The sequence below is a fragment of the Bacillus clarus genome (assembly GCF_000746925.1).
GTDB classification, from domain to species: Bacteria; Bacillota; Bacilli; order Bacillales; family Bacillaceae_G; genus Bacillus_A; species Bacillus_A clarus.
The window spans coordinates 3997738-4015407 of sequence record NZ_JMQC01000008.1 but is presented as its reverse complement, the minus strand read 5'-3'; the positions used below and the strand labels follow the sequence as shown (position 1 = coordinate 4015407).

Here is a 17670-nt window from a genome sequence, read left to right as displayed (position 1 = left end):
TTCTTTAGCCCAGAATTCAATTCTGGGCTATCTATTTCTATTCTATCTTCTATCCAATTGAAACATACAAATCATATCCATATATAATAGAAACAATGATTCCAACTACTATTATCCCGGGCAACAAATTCGCAACTTTAATCTTAATAAACCCAAGTAAGTTTAACCCAATTGCAAAAATCATAATGCCACCAGTTGCTGTCATTTCTACTATCAATTGATTCATCAACTTCTCTGGTACAAAACTATTAATTTGCGTCGCAAAAATAGCAATTAATCCTTCATATAAAATAACTGGTATCGCTGAAAACAATACCCCTATTCCAAGGGTTGTCGTTAAAATAATAGATATAAATCCATCAATAATCGCTTTCGTAAAAAGAACATCATGATTCCCACGAATACCACTATCTAACGCTCCTAGTACTCCCATTGCGCCAATTGCAAAAATAAGCGTAGCTGTTACAAAACCTACGGATATACTCCCCTCTCCCTTTGAACCAATTTTACTTTCTAACCAATCTCCTAAGCTTTTTAATTTCCCTTCTAATTGTAACCATTCTCCAATGACCGCTCCTATCACTAAACTTAAAATGACAACAAGAAAGTTTTCACTTTTCAATCCCATTTGCAGTCCAAGTACCGTAACCGCCAAGCCGATCGTATGCATTACCGTTCCCTTCATACTTTCTGGAATACTGCTTAATAGTTTACCTAGTAGAGTTCCAATTATTATGCAAATCCCATTTACTACTGCACCTAATATAACCATCCTCTATTCTCCACCCTTTTAAAATCTCGCTCTTCTTACCTACGAAGTAAAAACATAATATTACTAAACTGTTCAAAGACTAAAACAACATATACATTGATTTAAGCACTACCTATATGTTAACTTAAAATTGTGAATATTAATACGTGAAATCTCACTACTCTACACCCGCTCATTATAAAAATACACCTATGAAACTAGTATGAATAACTTCCCTTTCATCGAATTTCTTTTTTATTCTATGATGGAAGTTTTTATATCTTATTGCGGGATAAACAAAAAAGGAAAGGTAATTATGACAACTTTATTGAAACGACTTATTTTAATAGCACTGTTCATTACGCCAATTGTTTTGCTGATCAATAGCACCTACATTTCAAAAGCTAAAAATAAGGCTGACGTGCAAAACACAGCAAAAAAAGCAATTTCAACGAATGAAAAGAAAAATGAAAATCAAGAGATTACACTTACCTTCTCTGGTGATACGATGTTTGATTGGCAATTACGTCCCGTTATTGAAAAAAACGGAGCTGATTATCCATTCCAACATGTAAAAGAGGAAATAACGAAAGCTGATATTTCCTTTATTAATTTAGAGTCTGCATTTACAACACGAGAAAAAAGAGTTCCTGGTCAGCAATTTTGGATTAAAAGCGATCCTCCTACACTACAAGCAATTAAAAACACTGGATATGACATCGTTAATATTGGTAATAACCATACGCTTGATTATGGACAAGACGGACTACTAGATACGATTTCTCATATAGAAAAATTAAAACTCCCTTACACTGGAGCTGGAAAAAATGCTGATGATGCATATACAGCAAGAGAAATCACAGTAAAAGGAAAAAAATTCAAATTCCTTTCATTTGTACGATTTATGCCTAACTTCACTTGGGTAGCTGGGCAAAATACACCTGGTGTTGCGAATGGATATGATATTAATCTTATTACAAAAACAATTAAGGAACAGAAGAAAGATGCAGATTATGTAATCGTCTACATGCATTGGGGCGTTGAAAAATCAAATCGACCTGTAGAATATCAAAAGCAATATGTTCCCAAAATGGTGGAAGCAGGAGCTGATGCGATTGTCGGAAGCCATCCACACTGGCTACAAGGATTTGAGTATTACGATAAAGTTCCTGTCGCTTATTCATTAGGAAACTTCTTGTTCCCGAGCTATGTAAACGGGAAAAGCGCTGAAACAGGCGTATTGACCATAACTTTTAAAGGGAAGGATGTTCAAATGTCATTTAACCCTTACATCATACGAAATAATCAAATTTCTCCTGTGAGTCCAGAAGAAAAGAAAAAAGCTCTTCAATATTTGCAAACTGTTTCAACTGATGTAGAGATTGATGATACTGGAAAAATAATAAACAAACGTAAATAATGTGAAGCTTTAATCAGTGGAGTTTTTTCTCATCCCACTGATTATAAACCATCACCAATCGGGCTTTTATGGGCAGCCGCTCGCCGAATTTTGAGGTGGGTTTTACTGCCCGCAAATAGCGGGATAAACATGCTGAAAAACTTATTAGAAAATGTAAGCCTTTTAGAAAACGTATATAAAATATCTATAGCTATACTTCTCTTATGTTCCATTTTCTCTGCCAGACTTCTAAAAAAAAATAAAGGGAGAGAGAAAGCTTTCTTCTTTTGAATTTGCAATGTACGTAATCATTCGTATTGCAATATTTTTATGGCTGACTAGTTGTATCCTTCTTGAATACGGGGCGTATTTAATTTAAACCCTCTTATTACGCTAAATACTTTCACTAAATAAAAAGATAGAACAGGCAGCACTTCCTCTGCTTATATCTATCTTTTTTCATTACAAATAAAATTGTTTTTTAACTCTTTTTTCTATTAAATAAGTAAATCAAACAACACAGGATTTTTATTAAGCTCCATAAATTGAATATTATTCTCTTGAAAACGAGTAATTAACGGCTCGTAATCTTCTTTATGTTTTAATTCTACACCGACTAAAGCCGGACCATTTTCTTTATTATGTTTCTTAATATACTCAAAGCGCGTAATATCATCTTCTGGTCCTAACCCTTTATCAAGAAATTCTCGCAGTGCACCTGAACGCTGCGGAAATTCGATAATGAAGTAATGTTTTAATCCTTCATAAATGAGGGAACGTTCTTTCATTTCTTGCATTCTATCAATATCATTATTTCCACCGCTTAACGTACAAACAACCGTTTTTCCTTTTATTTCATCTTTGTAAAGATCGAGCGCCGCGATAGAAAGAGCACCAGCAGGCTCCGCTACAATCGCATTTTTCTTGTATAGTTCTAAAATTGTCGTGCAAATTTTCCCTTCTGGAACTAATACAATATCATCGAGGACATCTTTACAAGTTTCAAAAGTTAATTTCCCTACCTTTTTTACAGCTGCCCCATCAACGAAGCTATCAATTCTCTCTAATGCAACATTTTCATTTTGAAGAAAAGCCTCTTTCATAGATGCAGCCCCAAACGGTTCTACACCAATTACTTTTGTAGTTGGACTTACACCTTTTACATATGTACCAGTTCCTGAGGCTAATCCACCACCGCCAATTGCTGTAAAGAGATAATCAACTGCCTTATCCATATCGTGCATAATTTCAACAGCTACCGTTCCTTGCCCTGCAATCACATATGGATCATCAAATGGATGAACAAATGTCATCCTATTTCTCTCACAATAGCGTTGTGCCTCTTGGAAAGCACTATCAAATGTATCACCAACTAACACGATTTCTGCAAAGCTACCCCCAAAAAATTGAACTTGTGATACTTTCTGTTTTGGTGTTGTTGTTGGCATAAAGATTTTCGATGGAATATTCAATAAATTACACGTATACGCAACTCCTTGCGCATGATTACCAGCACTTGCACAAACAACACCATTTTGTAATTGTTCTTTCGATAAACTTTGAATTAAATTGTATGCACCACGAATTTTGAAAGAACGAATAACTTGCAAATCTTCTCGCTTAATATACACCTCACATTCATATTTTTCAGATAAAACCTTATCTCGTTGCAAGGGCGTTTTCATGACGATATCCTTCATACAATTATGAGCCATAAGGATATCTTCAATCTTCACTCTCTCCTTCACATTTTGCATCATCTCACATCATTCCTTATCTCTTTTATATTGGCTCAATCAAAATTTGGGATTTTCAGAACAGCCCCTGTATTTGCGGATGTTACCATTTGTGCATAACGTCCAAGCCATCCAGTTTTCACTTTTGGTTCTGGTCGCTTCCATTCTTTTTTACGTTTCTCTAATTCCTCATCGCTAACTCTTACTTCTAACAAGCGCTCCTCAACGTCAATACATACAATATCTCCTTGTTCAAGAAGTGCAATCGTTCCACTCGCAGCTGCTTCTGGTGAAATATGACCTACTGAAATACCGCGTGAAGCACCCGAGAAACGACCATCTGTTAAAAGTGCAACCTCTGCACCTAATCCCATACCAGCAATCGCTGACGTTGGTGCTAACATTTCTGGCATACCTGGTCCACCTCTTGGTCCTTCATAACGAATAACAACTACATCTCCTTTTTTCACTTTCCCTAACATAATTCCAGCAAGTGCCTCATCTTGCGAATTAAAAATAACGCAAGGTCCCTCAAATCGTTTTACCTCTGTTGCTCCACTTTTAATAACAGCTCCATCTTTCGCAAGATTTCCTTTTAATATACGTAAGCCCCCCTCTTCACTATGAGGATTTTCAAGTGAATGAATGACTTCTTTATCTTGAATCTCAGCCTCAGCAATGTTTTCTCTTAACGTCTGTCCAGTAGCAGTGATACGATCAAGATGAAGTACACCTTCTTTTCGGCTTAACTCTTTCAAAATAGCACTAATCCCGCCCGCTCGATCGATATCTTCCATATGCCAATTAGAAGCTGGACTTACTTTACATAAATGAGGTACACGTCTTGAAACTGCATCAATACGGCTCATATCATAATCTAACCCCGCTTCTTGAGCGAGTGCTAACGTATGTAATACCGTATTCGTCGATCCCCCCATCGCCATATCAAGCGCAAATGCATCATCAATTGCTTCTTCTGTCACGATGTCACGCGGCTTAATATCTCTTTCAATTAAAATTTTCAATTTTTCTGCTGCTTGTTTAATTAACTCTTCACGTCTTGGGTCAATTGCTAAAATACTACCGTTCCCAGGAAGTGCTAAACCTAGTACTTCACATAAGCAATTCATAGAATTCGCTGTAAACATACCGGAACAAGAACCACAAGATGGACAACCATGATCTTCAATATCCTTTAATTCTTCTTCTGAAATTTTCCCAGATTGGTAAGCTCCTACCCCTTCAAAAACGGAACTCAAATCGACAACTTCTCCTTTAGATGTTTTCCCTGCTGCCATCGGTCCACCTGAAACAAACACAGTTGGAATATTTACACGAAGTGCAGCCATCATCATACCTGGTGTAATTTTGTCGCAGTTTGGGATGCAAATCATTCCGTCAAACCAATGTGCATTTACAACTGTTTCTACCGAATCTGCAATAATTTCACGACTTGGAAGAGAATAACGCATACCGATATGTCCCATCGCAATTCCATCATCTACTCCAATCGTATTGAATTCAAATGGAACCATGCCCGCTGCACGTACTGCTTCTTTTACAAGTTTCCCAAACTCATTTAAATGCTTATGCCCTGGAATAATTTCAATAAAAGAATTACAAATTGCTACGAATGGTTTATCAAAATCTTCATCTTTTAAACCAGTTGCTTTTAATAAACTACGATGTGGAGCTTTATCAAAACCTTTTTTAATCATGTCACTTCTCATCTTGTCAAATCCCTTCTTACACTTTTTTCTCTTACTAACTTAATCTATTTTTTTACTAACTCTTTCGGCGCATTAATCCAGCTCATCATTTCACGAAGCTCTGCTCCAACTTTTTCAAGTTGATGATTTTGTTCTGCTTTTTTCATCGCATTGTATGTTGATCGTCCTGCTTGATTTTCTAAAATCCATTTCTTTGCAAATTCACCTTGCTGAATTTCTGTAAGAACTCGTTTCATCTCTTTCTTCGTTTCATCTGTAACAATTCTTGATCCTGTTACATAATCTCCAAACTCTGCCGTGTCAGAAATAGAATGACGCATATTCGTTAATCCACCTTCGTACATTAAGTCGACAATTAACTTTAACTCATGTAAACATTCAAAGTATGCAATTTCAGGACGATATCCACCTTCTGTTAATGTTTCAAACCCAGCTTTTACAAGTGCAGTTACCCCACCACAAAGCACAGCTTGCTCTCCGAATAAATCCGTCTCCGTTTCTTCTTGGAATGTCGTTTCAATGACACCTGCTCGTGTACAACCTACTCCTTTTGCATACGCAAGAGCTACATGTAACGCCGTTCCCGTTGCGTCCTGATGTACTGCGACTAATGCCGGAACACCATTTCCTTCTTGGAATACACGGCGAACGAGATGACCTGGACTTTTTGGCGCAACCATCGCTACGTCTACGTAACTTGGTGGATTAATTTGTCCAAAATGAATATTAAACCCATGTGAGAAAAGTAACATTTGTCCTTCACGAAGATTCTCTTCTACTTCTGTTCGGTACACATGTGCTTGTTGTTCATCCGGTAATAACATTTGTACAACTTGTGCGGTTCGAACCGCTTCTGAAACAGACATCACTTCAAACCCATCTGCTTTCGCTACTTCATACGACTTACCAGGACGAACACCAACTACTACTTCTACACCAGAATCACGTAAATTTTGTGCTTGCGCATGACCTTGTGACCCATAACCAACTACTGCAACAGTTTTCCCTTGTAATAACTCTACATTTGCATCTTTCTCATAATACGTTTTCATATTCCGTACACTCCTTATAATTTATTTACTTGCAGAACATCAATTAATTTTTTCAACTGACTAACAAGTAATATCGCTTCATTTTCAGTACAAACTGCTGTGAGTTTCATTTCAGAAACACCACTAGTATCTCTTTCGTTTAAATGTAAAGAAGAAATATAATAACCACGCCGAGCAAAAATACCGCTTATACGTAATAAGACGCTTGGCTCGTTATGAATAACGAGTGAAAAAGTATGACTCATTCTTCCCACCTCTTCATAATCATTTCGTTATTCCCTTTGTTTGGCGGAACCATCGGAAATACGTTTTCACCTTCTTCTACACAAAAATCAACTACGACAGGACCTTCATGAGCAAATGCTTCTAACATCACTTGTTTCGCCTCAGTTGAATTTGTTGCTCTTAATCCCTTTACTCCATAAGCTTCTGCTACTTTCACAAAATCTGGTGATCCGATTCTTGATTCTGATAAACGATTTTCATAAAACATTTCTTGCCATTGCCTTACCATCCCTAAAAATTTGTTATTTATGATAAATACTTTTACAGGGATGTTATTTTCAGCAATTGTTTGTAGTTCTTGAATGTTCATTTGAAAAGAAGCGTCACCCGCAATACAAATGACAAGTTCTTCTTTTTTAGCTAGCTGGGCACCAATTGCTGCTGGGAAACCAAATCCCATCGTCCCTAATCCGCCTGATGTTAGAAAAGTCCGTGGTTTTTTCGCTCTATAAAAATGTGCGGCCCACATTTGATGCTGTCCTACTTCAGTAGTTACAATTGCTTCACCATTCGTTAATTCACTTACTAAATCAATGACATGTTGTGGTTTTAACTCTGATTCTGTTTGCTTATATGAAAGTGGATATTCTTCTTGCCATCCCTTCACTTTCGCAAGCCATGTATTTGTTTCTGTATAGATAGGCAATTTAATTAGCATATGCAATGCCCTTTTCACATCTCCAACAACTGGATATTCTACCGTTATATTTTTATGAAGTTCAGATAGATCAATATCAATATGTACCTTTTTTGATTGCGGAGAAAAAAGCTCTAATTTTCCTGTTACACGATCATCAAAGCGAACCCCTAAAGCAAGGAGTAAATCACATTCTGTTACGGCCATGTTCGCAGCGTACGTTCCATGCATACCGAGCATCCCTAAAAATAAAGAATCTTCTGGCGGATATGCACCAAGTCCCATTAAAGTTGAAACGACTGGAATACAATTCTCCCTCGCAAACTTGATGAGTTCTTCAGATCCGCCTGAATGAATGACACCTCCTCCAATATAAAGAAGGGGACGTTTTGCTTTTGAAATTGCTTTTGCTATCTCTCTAAGTTTCATACTGTCTGGTACAAGTTCCGGTTTATATCCTGAAATTTCAATTTCTTCATTAAAGAAACTTGTTACATTTGCATTTTGAACATCCTTTGGAATATCAATTAATACTGGTCCTGGTCGCCCGCTTTCGGCGATGTAAAAAGCTTCTTGCACAATACGTGATAAATGATTTACATCACGAACTTGGTAATTATGCTTCGTAACAGGTACTGTAATTCCGACAACATCTGCTTCTTGAAATCCGTCTTTACCGATGAGAGGCTTTGCAACTTGCCCTGTAATGACAACTAAAGGAATCGAATCCATATAAGCATCTGCTAAGCCCGTAACTAAATTCGTCGCCCCCGGGCCCGAGGTAGCAAAGACTACCCCGACCTTTCCAGAAGCTCTCGCATATCCTTCTGCCGCATGAATGGCAGCTTGTTCATGACGAGTTAAAACGTGCTTCAAACCACTTCCGTATAACGCATCGTATACTGGCAAAATCGCTCCGCCTGGATAACCGAAAACAGTCGTTACACCTAATTTCTTCAAGCATTGAATAACGTGTCCAGCACCTGTCGCTTCTTCACTCCGCAGTTCATCACATGTTGCATACTGTTCCTCCATTTCAATTAACTCCTCTCCCTATTTACGCTAAACTTTCCGCCAATCCTGGAACACGCACTCCTCTTTCTCGCGTTAACTTTTTGAATTCTTCTGTTAATTGTTTCGTTACACTTCCCGGTTTCCCATCTCCAATTTCTCTTGAATCAACTTTTACAACTGGAATTAATTCCGCTGCCGTTCCTGTTAAAAACACTTCATCTGCTACATATACGTCATGGCGAGTAAATGGCCTTTCTTCACATGGAATATTAAGTCGCTCACATAACCCGATAACACTATTTCTCGTAATACCTTCTAGTGCCCCTAAATACGAAGGGGGTGTTAACACTTTTCCATCTTTCACAATGAAAACATTATCTCCAGACCCTTCACAAACATATCCTTGTTGGTTTAACATAAGTGCTTCGAGTACACCAGCTTGTGCTGCTTCAATTTTCACAAGTACGTTATTTAAGTAATTCATTGACTTAATACGTGGATCCAGTGCATCTGGCGTATTACGCCTTGATGCTACAGATACAACGCTAAGCCCATTATCATAAAATTCCTGAGGGAATAATTTCAATTGTTCTGCAATGATAATAACGCTCGGTTTCACACAACTTCTCGGATCCAGCCCTAAGTCACCTTTTCCTCTTGAGACAATTAATCGAATATAGGCATCAGCGTATTCATTTTTTTGCAATGTTTGTAAAACAGCTTCTTCCATTTCATCTACCGTCATTGGAATTGTAAGTAAAATAGATTTTGCTGATTCATATAATCGTTTCACATGTTCTTTTAAACAAAATACATTTCCTCCGTAACTACGAATTCCTTCAAATACACCGTCTCCGTATAAAAAACCGTGATCATATACTGAAACAACTGCTTTTTCCTTCTCCACAAATTCCTCATTCATATAAATGTACTGGTTTCCCATCTCACATCGCTCCTCTTTTTTCATCTCTATTTTTGCAATCTATTTCTATATCGATTGCTGAGATGAGTATTTTTAACAGAATATTCAGTATATAAATCCCGAAAATATACTCGGCTCAACAATCGATTTGTTACATACTTGTAGCAATCCATTACTGAGACGAGGGAATCGTGGTACCACTCAGCTTCCTTACACTTCTCACGAAATATAAGCTCTGCAAGTCCAATTAGACTTTTGTTTTTCTATCGGAAACAAACCCGCTACTTTTTACTACTTTTCAAAAGCAGTGCTCCGAGGTGATTTTCAATGATTCAATTGTTACCACCCTCTCAGCCTTGGGGCAGCTCTCTGAAACAATCTATATCACTTACTCTCCTCTTCCACGCATTCTTTTATTCTATTTTTTAAAATAAAAACTCTCGCCTCAGCAATCAACTACTACAATTTAGTAGCTTTGATTGCTGAGGCGAGAGTTTCGCGTTACCACTCAGCTTCCTTATACTTCTCGCGAAATATAAGCTCTGCAGGTCCAATCAGACCCCCGTCCTTTTACCGGAGACGATGCCGCCGCCCTCTACTCAGTTTCCCTTTCGCAAGCGATGCTCCGAGGTGATCTTCAATGATTCGATTGTTACTACTCTCTCAGCCTAGGAGTAGCTCTCTGAAACGATCATAATCATCTACTTTCCTCTTCTTTGCATATACAAAATATAAAGTTAGAAAATTCTTAATTAACTTTTATTTGTTAAACGTATTATAGGACGTTGTTCTTTTCATTGTCAACATGTTTTCCAGAAAAATTTTAAAAATTCAATTCATTCACTAGAAGGCTATTTATTTTTTTTCAAAACAAAATCGGAATGAACTTCTTACACATACTCATATATTACTTAAGTATGTTCGCGTTACTACATAAAAAAACATATAAAATTTATGAGGAGATGAGAAAGCTATGTTAAAAGGAAAAGTAGCATTCGTTACAGGAGCAAGCCGAGGAATTGGACGTGCTATCGCAAAACGTTTAGCAAACGACGGTGCATTAGTTGCTGTTCATTACGGTAATCGAAAAGAAGATGCTGAAGAAACTGTTCATGAAATTCAATCTAATGGCGGTTCGGCTTTTTCTATTGGTGCGAACCTTGAATCTTTACATGGTGTGGAAAATCTTTATAGCTCTTTAGATAGCGAATTGCAAAAACGAACTGGCGGAACTCAATTTGATATTTTAATAAACAACGCTGGAATTGGTCCTGGCGCTTTCATTGAAGAAACGACTGAACAATTTTTTGATAGAATTGTTTCGGTAAATGCAAAAGCACCATTCTTTATTATTCAACAAGCTTTACCACGTTTACGTGACAATAGTCGAATTATTAATATCTCATCAGCTGCCACCCGAATTTCTTTACCAGATTTCGTTGCATATAGTATGACAAAAGGCGCGATTAACACAATGACCTTCACGCTAGCAAAACAGCTCGGAGCGCGTGGTATAACGGTGAATGCAATACTTCCAGGCTTTATCAAAACAGATATGAATGCGGAACTCTTGAGCGATCCAATGATGAAACAGTACGCTACTAATATTTCCGCTTTCAATCGCTTAGGTGAAGTAGAAGACATTGCCGATACTGCGGCATTTCTTGCTTCCCCTGATAGTCGCTGGGTTACTGGACAATTGATTGATGTGAGCGGAGGATCTTGTCTATAAAAAACATATATTTTCAAATCTTTTTTATTGCGCAATAAAACAATTTATATAATACTATATAAAACATATATATTTAGGAGGATTACAGCAATGTCCGAAAAAACATACGAACTCGCAACCTTCGCAGGTGGTTGCTTTTGGTGCTTGGTAAAACCATTTGATGAACTCCCTGGTATCCAAAAAGTACTTTCCGGCTATGCAGGTGGTCATATAGAAAACCCAACATACGAACAAGTAAAGGCTGGAACATCTGGACATTTAGAAGTTGTACAAATTACATTCGATCCTTCTATTTTTCCTTATCAAAAATTACTTGATTTATATTGGCCACAAATTGATCCAACTGATGATGGCGGGCAGTTTTTCGACCGAGGTCCATCATACCGCACAGCAATTTTTTATCATAATGAAACACAAAAAGAGCTTGCAGAAAAATCGAAACAAACTCTAGCAGAAAGCGGTATGTTTAAAAATCCTATCGTGACTGAAATTCGTTCGGCCGCACCTTTTTATGAAGCAGAGGAATACCATCAACATTTCTATAAAAAAAATCCTGAGAAATATGCTAACGAGCAAAAAGAATCTGGTCGTGAAGACTTTATTAAAGAAAATTGGCAAAAAAAATAACACTATCTCTCCATGTTTTTTCATCTTTTTGAAAAAGCATGGAGTTTTATTATCTTTGGAAGAAATACAAAACGATGATAAGAACGATTGCTGTTAATGTCCAAAGCTTTAAATCATTTATCATCCTTCTTTTCTTATCAGACATTATCTTTTCTCACCTCATTTTTATTTTTTTCACAGAAACACCTTCCTCCACATGCCCATCAACTTAAGATTTTTAAGTACCACCAAAACCAAAATTCCACATGAATATCCATAATTGCATCTCTTTTTTCATCTAATTTGAAAATAAGCTTTCTATTTTTAAAAACCATCAACACCAGTTCAAATTATATGAATGAAATCTGTACATCCTACTTTTGTAGGAAAGAAAAATTATACAAAGGTGGGATGATTTAAGATATCTTTTTTGTATTATAATACAAAAAAGATATCGACATAAAAATTACAATAAAGAAAGGAATAAAAATAATGATACAGAGCATATACGAAACTCATTTACATGTAAGAAATTTAGAAAAGGCGATAGATTTCTATCAAAATAAGTTAGGGTTAGCATTAGCAAGAAAACTATCTAAAAGAAGAGTGGCTTTCTTTTGGGTAGGAGAAAATAAAAAACAAATGCTTGGACTATGGGAAGTACATAATATTGAAGACTTTGAGACGAAACACTTTGCTTTTGGTGTAGATTTAGAGTTTTTAAAGATTTCTAAATTGTGGTTAGAAAATCGTGAAATAGAAGTGATAGGAAGTCAGGGAAAAGGGAATCAAGAGCCAATTGTCCAAAGATGGATGCCAGCTGCAAGTGTATACTTTCTGATTGTGACGGAAACAAATTAGAGTTTATTTCTATGCTATATGATAATCCAGACGAATTAGAATATGCATCCTATTTAAGTGAATGGGATGCGGAACACCAAGAAAAATAAATGAAATTATATCTAGGGGTCTCGTCACATCGCTATCAAGTTAAGAAACACATTCTTCCCCAAAACGATAAAAATGAACTTCGGTGCTATAAAAAACACAAAATTTCCATTTAGGGGTACTTTAAAATCTTAGCTTGATAGCGATGACCTTTCTCCAACAAACACGAAAAAACCTCCAGTTCATTTCCTGAAGGCTTCATTTTAATGCATACTTATTTCTAAAATTACTTTTTCAATCTCTCAATAAAATCGTTCAATTTATCAAGCGATTTCATATTATGATTACAAGCTACACCATCTTTGCAAATATAATTTCCTTTTTTAACGAAAGTTCCTGGTACATCACCTTTAATTTCAACTAAAAACATTCCTACTTCTTCATGCCCATGACATAATGAACAAATGCTTTTTTTATTTAAACTTTGAAATGTTCCTTGCAGACCAACAAACTTATTTTTATCATTTTTTGCTATAATAAATTTCCTGCTCGATCCCTTATCAATCCAGCTTAAATAAGATAATTCTTTCATATCCAGTTCTTCCATATCAGGAAGCTTTAATTTTTTCGCCTTAGGAAATAATTTTTTTAACGTTTGTGCTGTAACTTCCTGAAAAGGAATTACATACGGATTTATTTTCAGTAAATACGATTCTGCCCCTTCTCTATTTTCAACTTCTAATACCGTATCAATTAGTTCTTTTTGTTCCGTATTTAAATTTTCAAAAACACCGATTACTTTCTCCATAGCGAGCGATTTTAATGCCGCAATTACCCCTCTATCATTTGCCGTTGCATGCCCATTTGCTAAAATATAAGCTTGTGACTTTATAAAATTATATTGATCACTTCTAATAAAAGCTTCCATCTTTATCACTCCATACAAATTGTTGATCTAGTTTTATTGTATACAATGATTAAGTTTTTTGATATGTAAAAGATAACTTAGAAATGAAAATTACATAAATACACCGATTATTTTCTACCGATTCATTTCCTGACAAAAGAAGCCATCATCTGTTTTCCATTCCGCATATAGTACGTCTTCAAATTTAGTAATCCCTTTTTGCTTTATTTGTTTATAAAGCCATCCTTCATCAAAACCTGCTTCCCTCAAATTATCCTTCACTACTTTTCCATCACTAATTAATGAAATGGGTAAGTATACAGGCTTATGTTTTAAACTTAAATCATTTATAGTGGGAGATTCATATTTACTTTTTTTCAATACACTTATGTTTCCGTTAGGTTCCAATATCATATACTCAACTTCTCGGATTGAAAATATATCTTTTTGTTGCCTTAACATCTGTTGTAATTGGTTAATATCCAAATGATTTACACTTAATTGCTCTCGATCAATATATCCATTGCGGATAATAATAGAAGGATATCCTTCAAAAAACCTTCTTGTTCCTCTTATTTTTTGCGTTATCACTTCTATTGTGTAAATTAATATCACCCAAACAAATACTGAATATAAAATAGACCACACTTTAATTTTAGGATCGTATATTGAATTTCCAACAAGCTCACCAAGGACGATAGCAGAAATAAAATCAAAGGGCGTTAGCTGAGATATTTGTGTTTTCCCTAATATTTTTGTGGCAATTAATAGAACAAAAAAACCAACTAAAAGCTCTATCGTTATTTGTCCAATATGATTCATATATATTCACCTTTCTGCTTTTCACTCAAATGCTATGTATCCTATTTAGTAAAAAAACGGCACATTGTTGCTATTATCATGCCCATTCACACCCAATAGATACAAAGCAAAAAGAGTCTGATTCAAAATAATATATGAATCAGACTCTTTTCCTCTTATTTATTTAGAATACACAATCTTTTTGATCGTTTCTCCAGAAAGAAAATATTCCTCTGCAAGTTGCTGAATGGCAATTCCACTTTTAAATGCTTCTTTAATTGCTTTATTTCTTTCATCCAGTTGTTTTCTTCCGCCAGATCGTGTACCCCATTTATAATGTTTTGTTTCTTGTTTTGGAATGTAAATTGTTTCACCTTGTATATACTTTTGAATTTCAGCAATTAAACTCTCTGGTAAAACAGTCGCAGCTTTTACGTATTTCATTTCTGCTCGCCCCTTATTTTTTATGGTTCATTTCAATAAGGTGCAAAGCCAAATATAAAAAATGATACGAGCTCATTTAGGCGATTGTATATTACTTGTCTACCTCACGCAAAGTATCGCCATTTCCATACTTGGCTTTGCATGAGACGCTGCAGTGTCTGGCAATTGAATTATAATCGCCATATAAACACCCCCTAATATACCTTTTGCATTTTATTATATGATAAATTCCTTCCCCTTGCATCTTCATCCTTTTTTAAAGCACTAAATTACTTAGTTTGATATAATACAGTTTAATCGAATCAAAAAGTATAGTGAGGTTGCGGTATGAAGAAGAAAGTAATCATTACAATAGTTACACTATTCATTATTACTATAGCATTATTCGGCACGTACAAATTAATGAATGCAAGAAGCTTTCAATTATTTGGCGAGCTGACAAATCGCATTGAAACGAATGAAAAGATAGTTGCCTTAACTTTTGATGATGGTCCTACAAAAAATATCGAACGAATATTACCACTTTTAGATAAGTACAATGCGAAAGCTACTTTCTTTGTTATCGGAAACGAATTAGAAAACAATTTACCATTAGGAACAGCGATTGTTCAATCTGGACACCAACTTGGAAATCATACATATTCTCATAACAGAATGGTTTTTAAAGCACCTTCTTTTATTAAAGAAGAAATAGAAAAAACGAATTCATTAATCCGCCAAACAGGATTTACAGACGAAATTGATTTTAGACCTCCTAACGGAAAAAAATTAATTGGACTACCATATTATTTAAATAAAAATAATATCGAAACGATTACATGGGATCTTGAGCCTGATACTTTTTTCAAATCTGCAACTGACAAAATTGACTACGTTAATAAAAATGTAAAACCAGGTTCTATCATTTTATTACACTCTATGTATGATGAATCTAATGAAAATTTACAGACCATTGAAGGTATTTTAGATTCTTTATCTAAAAAAGGCTATCAGTTCGTAACAGTAAATGAACTGCAAAAGAGAGCAAAATAAAAAGATAGCGTATCATACCACGATACGCTACCTTTTTTATTAAATAATTCCAAGTACATTTAGGAATACGATAATAATTGCAATTGGTGCGATATAGCGAAGTAAGAATAACCATAATACAAATAATTTATAGCCTTTATTTTTACTTACACCAAGCTCTTTCATTAATGCATCTTTCTTCATTTTTAACGGAACGAAGATGGAAACTAATAATACACCAAGTGGCATTAGTACATTACTAACCGCATAGTCTGCTAAATCAAAGACAGTCTTTCCAAAAATCTTCAGATCACTTAATATACCAAATGATAATGCTGATGGAACCCCAACAACGAAGATTAACAATCCAACGATCAAGGCCATTTTTTCGCGTTTCCCTTTACCTTTTGCCGTTAAAGACGCAACGCTAATTTCTAGCATAGAAATCGCTGATGTGATAGTAGCAAAGAAGAATAGTAATAAGAAAACAATAAAGAATAATTTTCCGAATGCCATCTTACTGAAAATAGCTGGCAGTACGATAAATAATAACCCTGGTCCTTGAGATGGTTCCATTCCAAATGCGAAAACAACCGGGAAAATCGCAAGTCCTGCAAGCAATGTAATAACAAGCGTTAAAGCAACGATAGAAAATGCTGAACGTGGCAAACTTTCTTCTTTCGGTAAATATGAACTATACGTTACCATTACTGCTACACCGACAGATAACGAGAAGAAGGATTGTCCCATCGCATACAAAACAATTTCAGATGTTACATGTGAGAAATCAGGTTGTAAGAAGAAGCGAACGCCTTCTCCAGCACCATCTAATGTAAGTGCACGAACAATTAATACAAAGAATAAAACGAATAGTGCTGGCATGAAATATTTATTTACTTTCTCAACACCATTTTGTACACCTTTACTTACGATAAAAATAGTAATAAGGATGAATAATAGCTGTGATCCAACTGCTAAATATGGATTGGAAATGATTTCACCAAATGTTGCTTCGTATGCACCATTTCCTTCCCAAAGTCTACCTGTAATTGCATTCCATAAATATAATAAAATCCAACCCCCTACAACACTGTAGAAAGAAAGTAATATAAAACATGTTACAATCCCTAACCTCCCTAACCACGGCCATAATGTTTTAGGAGCAATTTCTCTATAGGCATCGACAGCCTCTTTTTGTGTACTTCTCCCAATAACAAATTCAGCTAATAATAAAGGTAATCCAATTAATAATGTGAAACCGATGAAAATAAGGAAGAATGCACCGCCCCCTCCGATACCGGCCATATATGGGAACTTCCAAATGGCGCCAAGTCCAATTGCCGAACCTGCTGCAGCTAATACAAAACCTAATTTCGATGTCCATTGCTGTGAATTCATCTTTCTATCTCCCCTCTTCTTCTATTCCTTTTTTTCGTTACAATTCGGTCTATGTTCATATTGTTCTATCACCAGCCCGTTCTAATCCAACCACTTCCTTTCAAATAAAAAACGCCCCTACGCAAATACGTAGGGACGACAAAGATATCGCGGTACCACCCTAGTTATGAAGACACACCTAAAGTAAGACCGAAATAAAAAACGCCCCTACGTAAATACGTAGGGACGATATATATCGCGGTACCACCCTAGTTATGAAGACACACCTAAAAATAAGACCGAAATAAAAAACGTCCCTACGCAAAATACGTAGGGACGATATATATCGCGGTACCACCCTAGTTGTGAAAAAATCTT

At 35.8% G+C, this 17670-nt stretch carries 15 protein-coding genes, 2 pseudogenes and 3 other annotated features (1 of these 20 only partly in view); of the genes and pseudogenes, 6 read left to right on the top strand and 11 right to left on the bottom strand.

Annotated elements, in window-relative coordinates; genetic code table 11:
- Nucleotides 1-49 precede the first annotated feature (49 nt).
- Entirely contained in the window at nt 50-772 is a 723-nt protein-coding gene (locus DJ93_RS21505) for a DUF554 domain-containing protein (RefSeq protein WP_042983127.1), read from the bottom strand.
- 295 nt (nt 773-1067) lie between these two features.
- Here DJ93_RS21505 and DJ93_RS21500 point away from each other — a divergent pair, with 295 nt between their 5' ends.
- Together DJ93_RS21500 and DJ93_RS33295 are read left to right on the top strand one after the other, a co-directional pair.
- Nucleotides 1068-2171 (top strand): CapA family protein, encoded by a 1104-nt coding sequence (locus DJ93_RS21500; RefSeq protein WP_042983126.1) that lies wholly within the window; start codon nt 1068-1070, stop codon nt 2169-2171.
- A 129-nt stretch (nt 2172-2300) separates the two neighbouring features.
- Nucleotides 2301-2529 (top strand): annotated as a pseudogene (locus tag DJ93_RS33295) (hypothetical protein).
- 118 nt (nt 2530-2647) lie between these two features.
- On the opposite strand, the gene ilvA reads toward DJ93_RS33295, so the two are convergent.
- From ilvA to ilvE, 6 genes are read right to left on the bottom strand one after another with little or no spacing between them, the layout of a single operon-like run.
- The gene (gene ilvA, locus DJ93_RS21495) at nt 2648-3910 is read right to left on the bottom strand and encodes a threonine ammonia-lyase IlvA (RefSeq protein WP_042983123.1); all 1263 of its coding nucleotides are present in this window, start codon (nt 3908-3910) and stop codon (nt 2648-2650) included.
- A gap of 32 nt (nt 3911-3942) precedes the next feature.
- Entirely contained in the window at nt 3943-5616 is a 1674-nt protein-coding gene (gene ilvD / locus DJ93_RS21490) for a dihydroxy-acid dehydratase (RefSeq protein ID WP_042983122.1), read from the bottom strand.
- Between the two features lie 44 nt (nt 5617-5660).
- The gene (gene ilvC / locus DJ93_RS21485) at nt 5661-6668 is read right to left on the bottom strand and encodes a ketol-acid reductoisomerase (RefSeq protein WP_042983121.1); all 1008 of its coding nucleotides are present in this window, start codon (nt 6666-6668) and stop codon (nt 5661-5663) included.
- Nucleotides 6669-6682: 14 nt separating this feature from the next.
- The gene (locus DJ93_RS21480) at nt 6683-6913 is read right to left on the bottom strand and encodes an ACT domain-containing protein (protein WP_016082082.1); all 231 of its coding nucleotides are present in this window, start codon (nt 6911-6913) and stop codon (nt 6683-6685) included.
- Entirely contained in the window at nt 6910-8625 is a 1716-nt protein-coding gene (ilvB, locus tag DJ93_RS21475) for an acetolactate synthase large subunit (RefSeq protein ID WP_042983120.1), read from the bottom strand. The genes DJ93_RS21480 and ilvB overlap by 4 nt, the downstream gene beginning before the upstream one ends.
- Nucleotides 8626-8647: 22 nt before the next feature.
- Nucleotides 8648-9547, bottom strand: a complete 900-nt coding sequence (gene ilvE, locus DJ93_RS21470) for a branched-chain-amino-acid transaminase (protein ID WP_042983119.1) — start codon at nt 9545-9547, stop codon at nt 8648-8650.
- Between the two features lie 152 nt (nt 9548-9699).
- Nucleotides 9700-9939, bottom strand: a binding site (T-box leader).
- A gap of 67 nt (nt 9940-10006) precedes the next feature.
- Nucleotides 10007-10252, bottom strand: a binding site (T-box leader).
- 247 nt (nt 10253-10499) lie between these two features.
- Between ilvE and DJ93_RS21465 the strand changes: the two genes are divergently transcribed.
- From DJ93_RS21465 to DJ93_RS21455, 3 genes and pseudogenes are all read left to right on the top strand, one after another.
- Nucleotides 10500-11258 (top strand): SDR family oxidoreductase, encoded by a 759-nt coding sequence (locus DJ93_RS21465; protein WP_042983118.1) that lies wholly within the window; start codon nt 10500-10502, stop codon nt 11256-11258.
- Nucleotides 11259-11348: 90 nt separating this feature from the next.
- Nucleotides 11349-11885: a peptide-methionine (S)-S-oxide reductase MsrA gene (msrA, locus tag DJ93_RS21460; protein ID WP_042983117.1), complete on the top strand. Its 537-nt coding sequence runs from the start codon at nt 11349-11351 to the stop codon at nt 11883-11885.
- A 471-nt stretch (nt 11886-12356) separates the two neighbouring features.
- Nucleotides 12357-12814 (top strand): annotated as a pseudogene (locus DJ93_RS21455) (VOC family protein).
- Nucleotides 12815-13038: 224 nt separating this feature from the next.
- Here DJ93_RS21455 and DJ93_RS21450 read toward each other — a convergent pair.
- From DJ93_RS21450 to DJ93_RS21440, 3 genes are all read right to left on the bottom strand, one after another.
- Nucleotides 13039-13680, bottom strand: coding sequence for a FusB/FusC family EF-G-binding protein (locus DJ93_RS21450; protein WP_042983116.1), 642 nt, complete (start codon nt 13678-13680; stop codon nt 13039-13041).
- A 114-nt stretch (nt 13681-13794) separates the two neighbouring features.
- Nucleotides 13795-14481 carry a DUF421 domain-containing protein gene (locus tag DJ93_RS21445; RefSeq protein ID WP_042983115.1) on the bottom strand — a complete coding sequence of 229 codons (687 nt, stop codon included), beginning with the start codon at nt 14479-14481 and terminating at the stop codon, nt 13795-13797.
- Between the two features lie 159 nt (nt 14482-14640).
- Complete coding sequence (locus DJ93_RS21440; RefSeq protein WP_042983114.1) at nt 14641-14904, bottom strand: CD3324 family protein; 264 nt, start codon at nt 14902-14904, stop codon at nt 14641-14643.
- Nucleotides 14905-15231: 327 nt separating this feature from the next.
- On the opposite strand from DJ93_RS21440, the gene DJ93_RS21435 reads away from it, so the two are divergent.
- Entirely contained in the window at nt 15232-15936 is a 705-nt protein-coding gene (locus DJ93_RS21435) for a polysaccharide deacetylase family protein (protein WP_042983113.1), read from the top strand.
- Between the two features lie 39 nt (nt 15937-15975).
- Here the strand turns inward: DJ93_RS21435 and DJ93_RS21430 are convergent, their stop codons facing one another.
- Nucleotides 15976-17313, bottom strand: coding sequence for a sodium-dependent transporter (locus tag DJ93_RS21430; protein WP_042983112.1), 1338 nt, complete (start codon nt 17311-17313; stop codon nt 15976-15978).
- 308 nt (nt 17314-17621) lie between these two features.
- Nucleotides 17622-17670 (bottom strand) — a binding site (T-box leader); it runs 174 nt beyond the window's last position.

What these genes read in the sequence shown, in the direction of transcription:
- DJ93_RS21505 (WP_042983127.1), bottom strand. Translation starts at nt 772, where the DNA reads ATGGTTATATTAGGTGCAGTAGTAAATGGGATTTGCATAATAATTGGA.
- DJ93_RS21500 (WP_042983126.1), top strand. Translation starts at nt 1,068, where the DNA reads ATGACAACTTTATTGAAACGACTTATTTTAATAGCACTGTTCATTACG.
- ilvA (WP_042983123.1), bottom strand. Translation starts at nt 3,910, where the DNA reads ATGATGCAAAATGTGAAGGAGAGAGTGAAGATTGAAGATATCCTTATG.
- ilvD (WP_042983122.1), bottom strand. Translation starts at nt 5,616, where the DNA reads ATGAGAAGTGACATGATTAAAAAAGGTTTTGATAAAGCTCCACATCGT.
- ilvC (WP_042983121.1), bottom strand. Translation starts at nt 6,668, where the DNA reads ATGAAAACGTATTATGAGAAAGATGCAAATGTAGAGTTATTACAAGGG.
- DJ93_RS21480 (WP_016082082.1), bottom strand. Translation starts at nt 6,913, where the DNA reads ATGAGTCATACTTTTTCACTCGTTATTCATAACGAGCCAAGCGTCTTA.
- ilvB (WP_042983120.1), bottom strand. Translation starts at nt 8,625, where the DNA reads ATGGAGGAACAGTATGCAACATGTGATGAACTGCGGAGTGAAGAAGCG.
- ilvE (WP_042983119.1), bottom strand. Translation starts at nt 9,547, where the DNA reads ATGGGAAACCAGTACATTTATATGAATGAGGAATTTGTGGAGAAGGAA.
- DJ93_RS21465 (WP_042983118.1), top strand. Translation starts at nt 10,500, where the DNA reads ATGTTAAAAGGAAAAGTAGCATTCGTTACAGGAGCAAGCCGAGGAATT.
- msrA (WP_042983117.1), top strand. Translation starts at nt 11,349, where the DNA reads ATGTCCGAAAAAACATACGAACTCGCAACCTTCGCAGGTGGTTGCTTT.
- DJ93_RS21450 (WP_042983116.1), bottom strand. Translation starts at nt 13,680, where the DNA reads ATGGAAGCTTTTATTAGAAGTGATCAATATAATTTTATAAAGTCACAA.
- DJ93_RS21445 (WP_042983115.1), bottom strand. Translation starts at nt 14,481, where the DNA reads ATGAATCATATTGGACAAATAACGATAGAGCTTTTAGTTGGTTTTTTT.
- DJ93_RS21440 (WP_042983114.1), bottom strand. Translation starts at nt 14,904, where the DNA reads ATGAAATACGTAAAAGCTGCGACTGTTTTACCAGAGAGTTTAATTGCT.
- DJ93_RS21435 (WP_042983113.1), top strand. Translation starts at nt 15,232, where the DNA reads ATGAAGAAGAAAGTAATCATTACAATAGTTACACTATTCATTATTACT.
- DJ93_RS21430 (WP_042983112.1), bottom strand. Translation starts at nt 17,313, where the DNA reads ATGAATTCACAGCAATGGACATCGAAATTAGGTTTTGTATTAGCTGCA.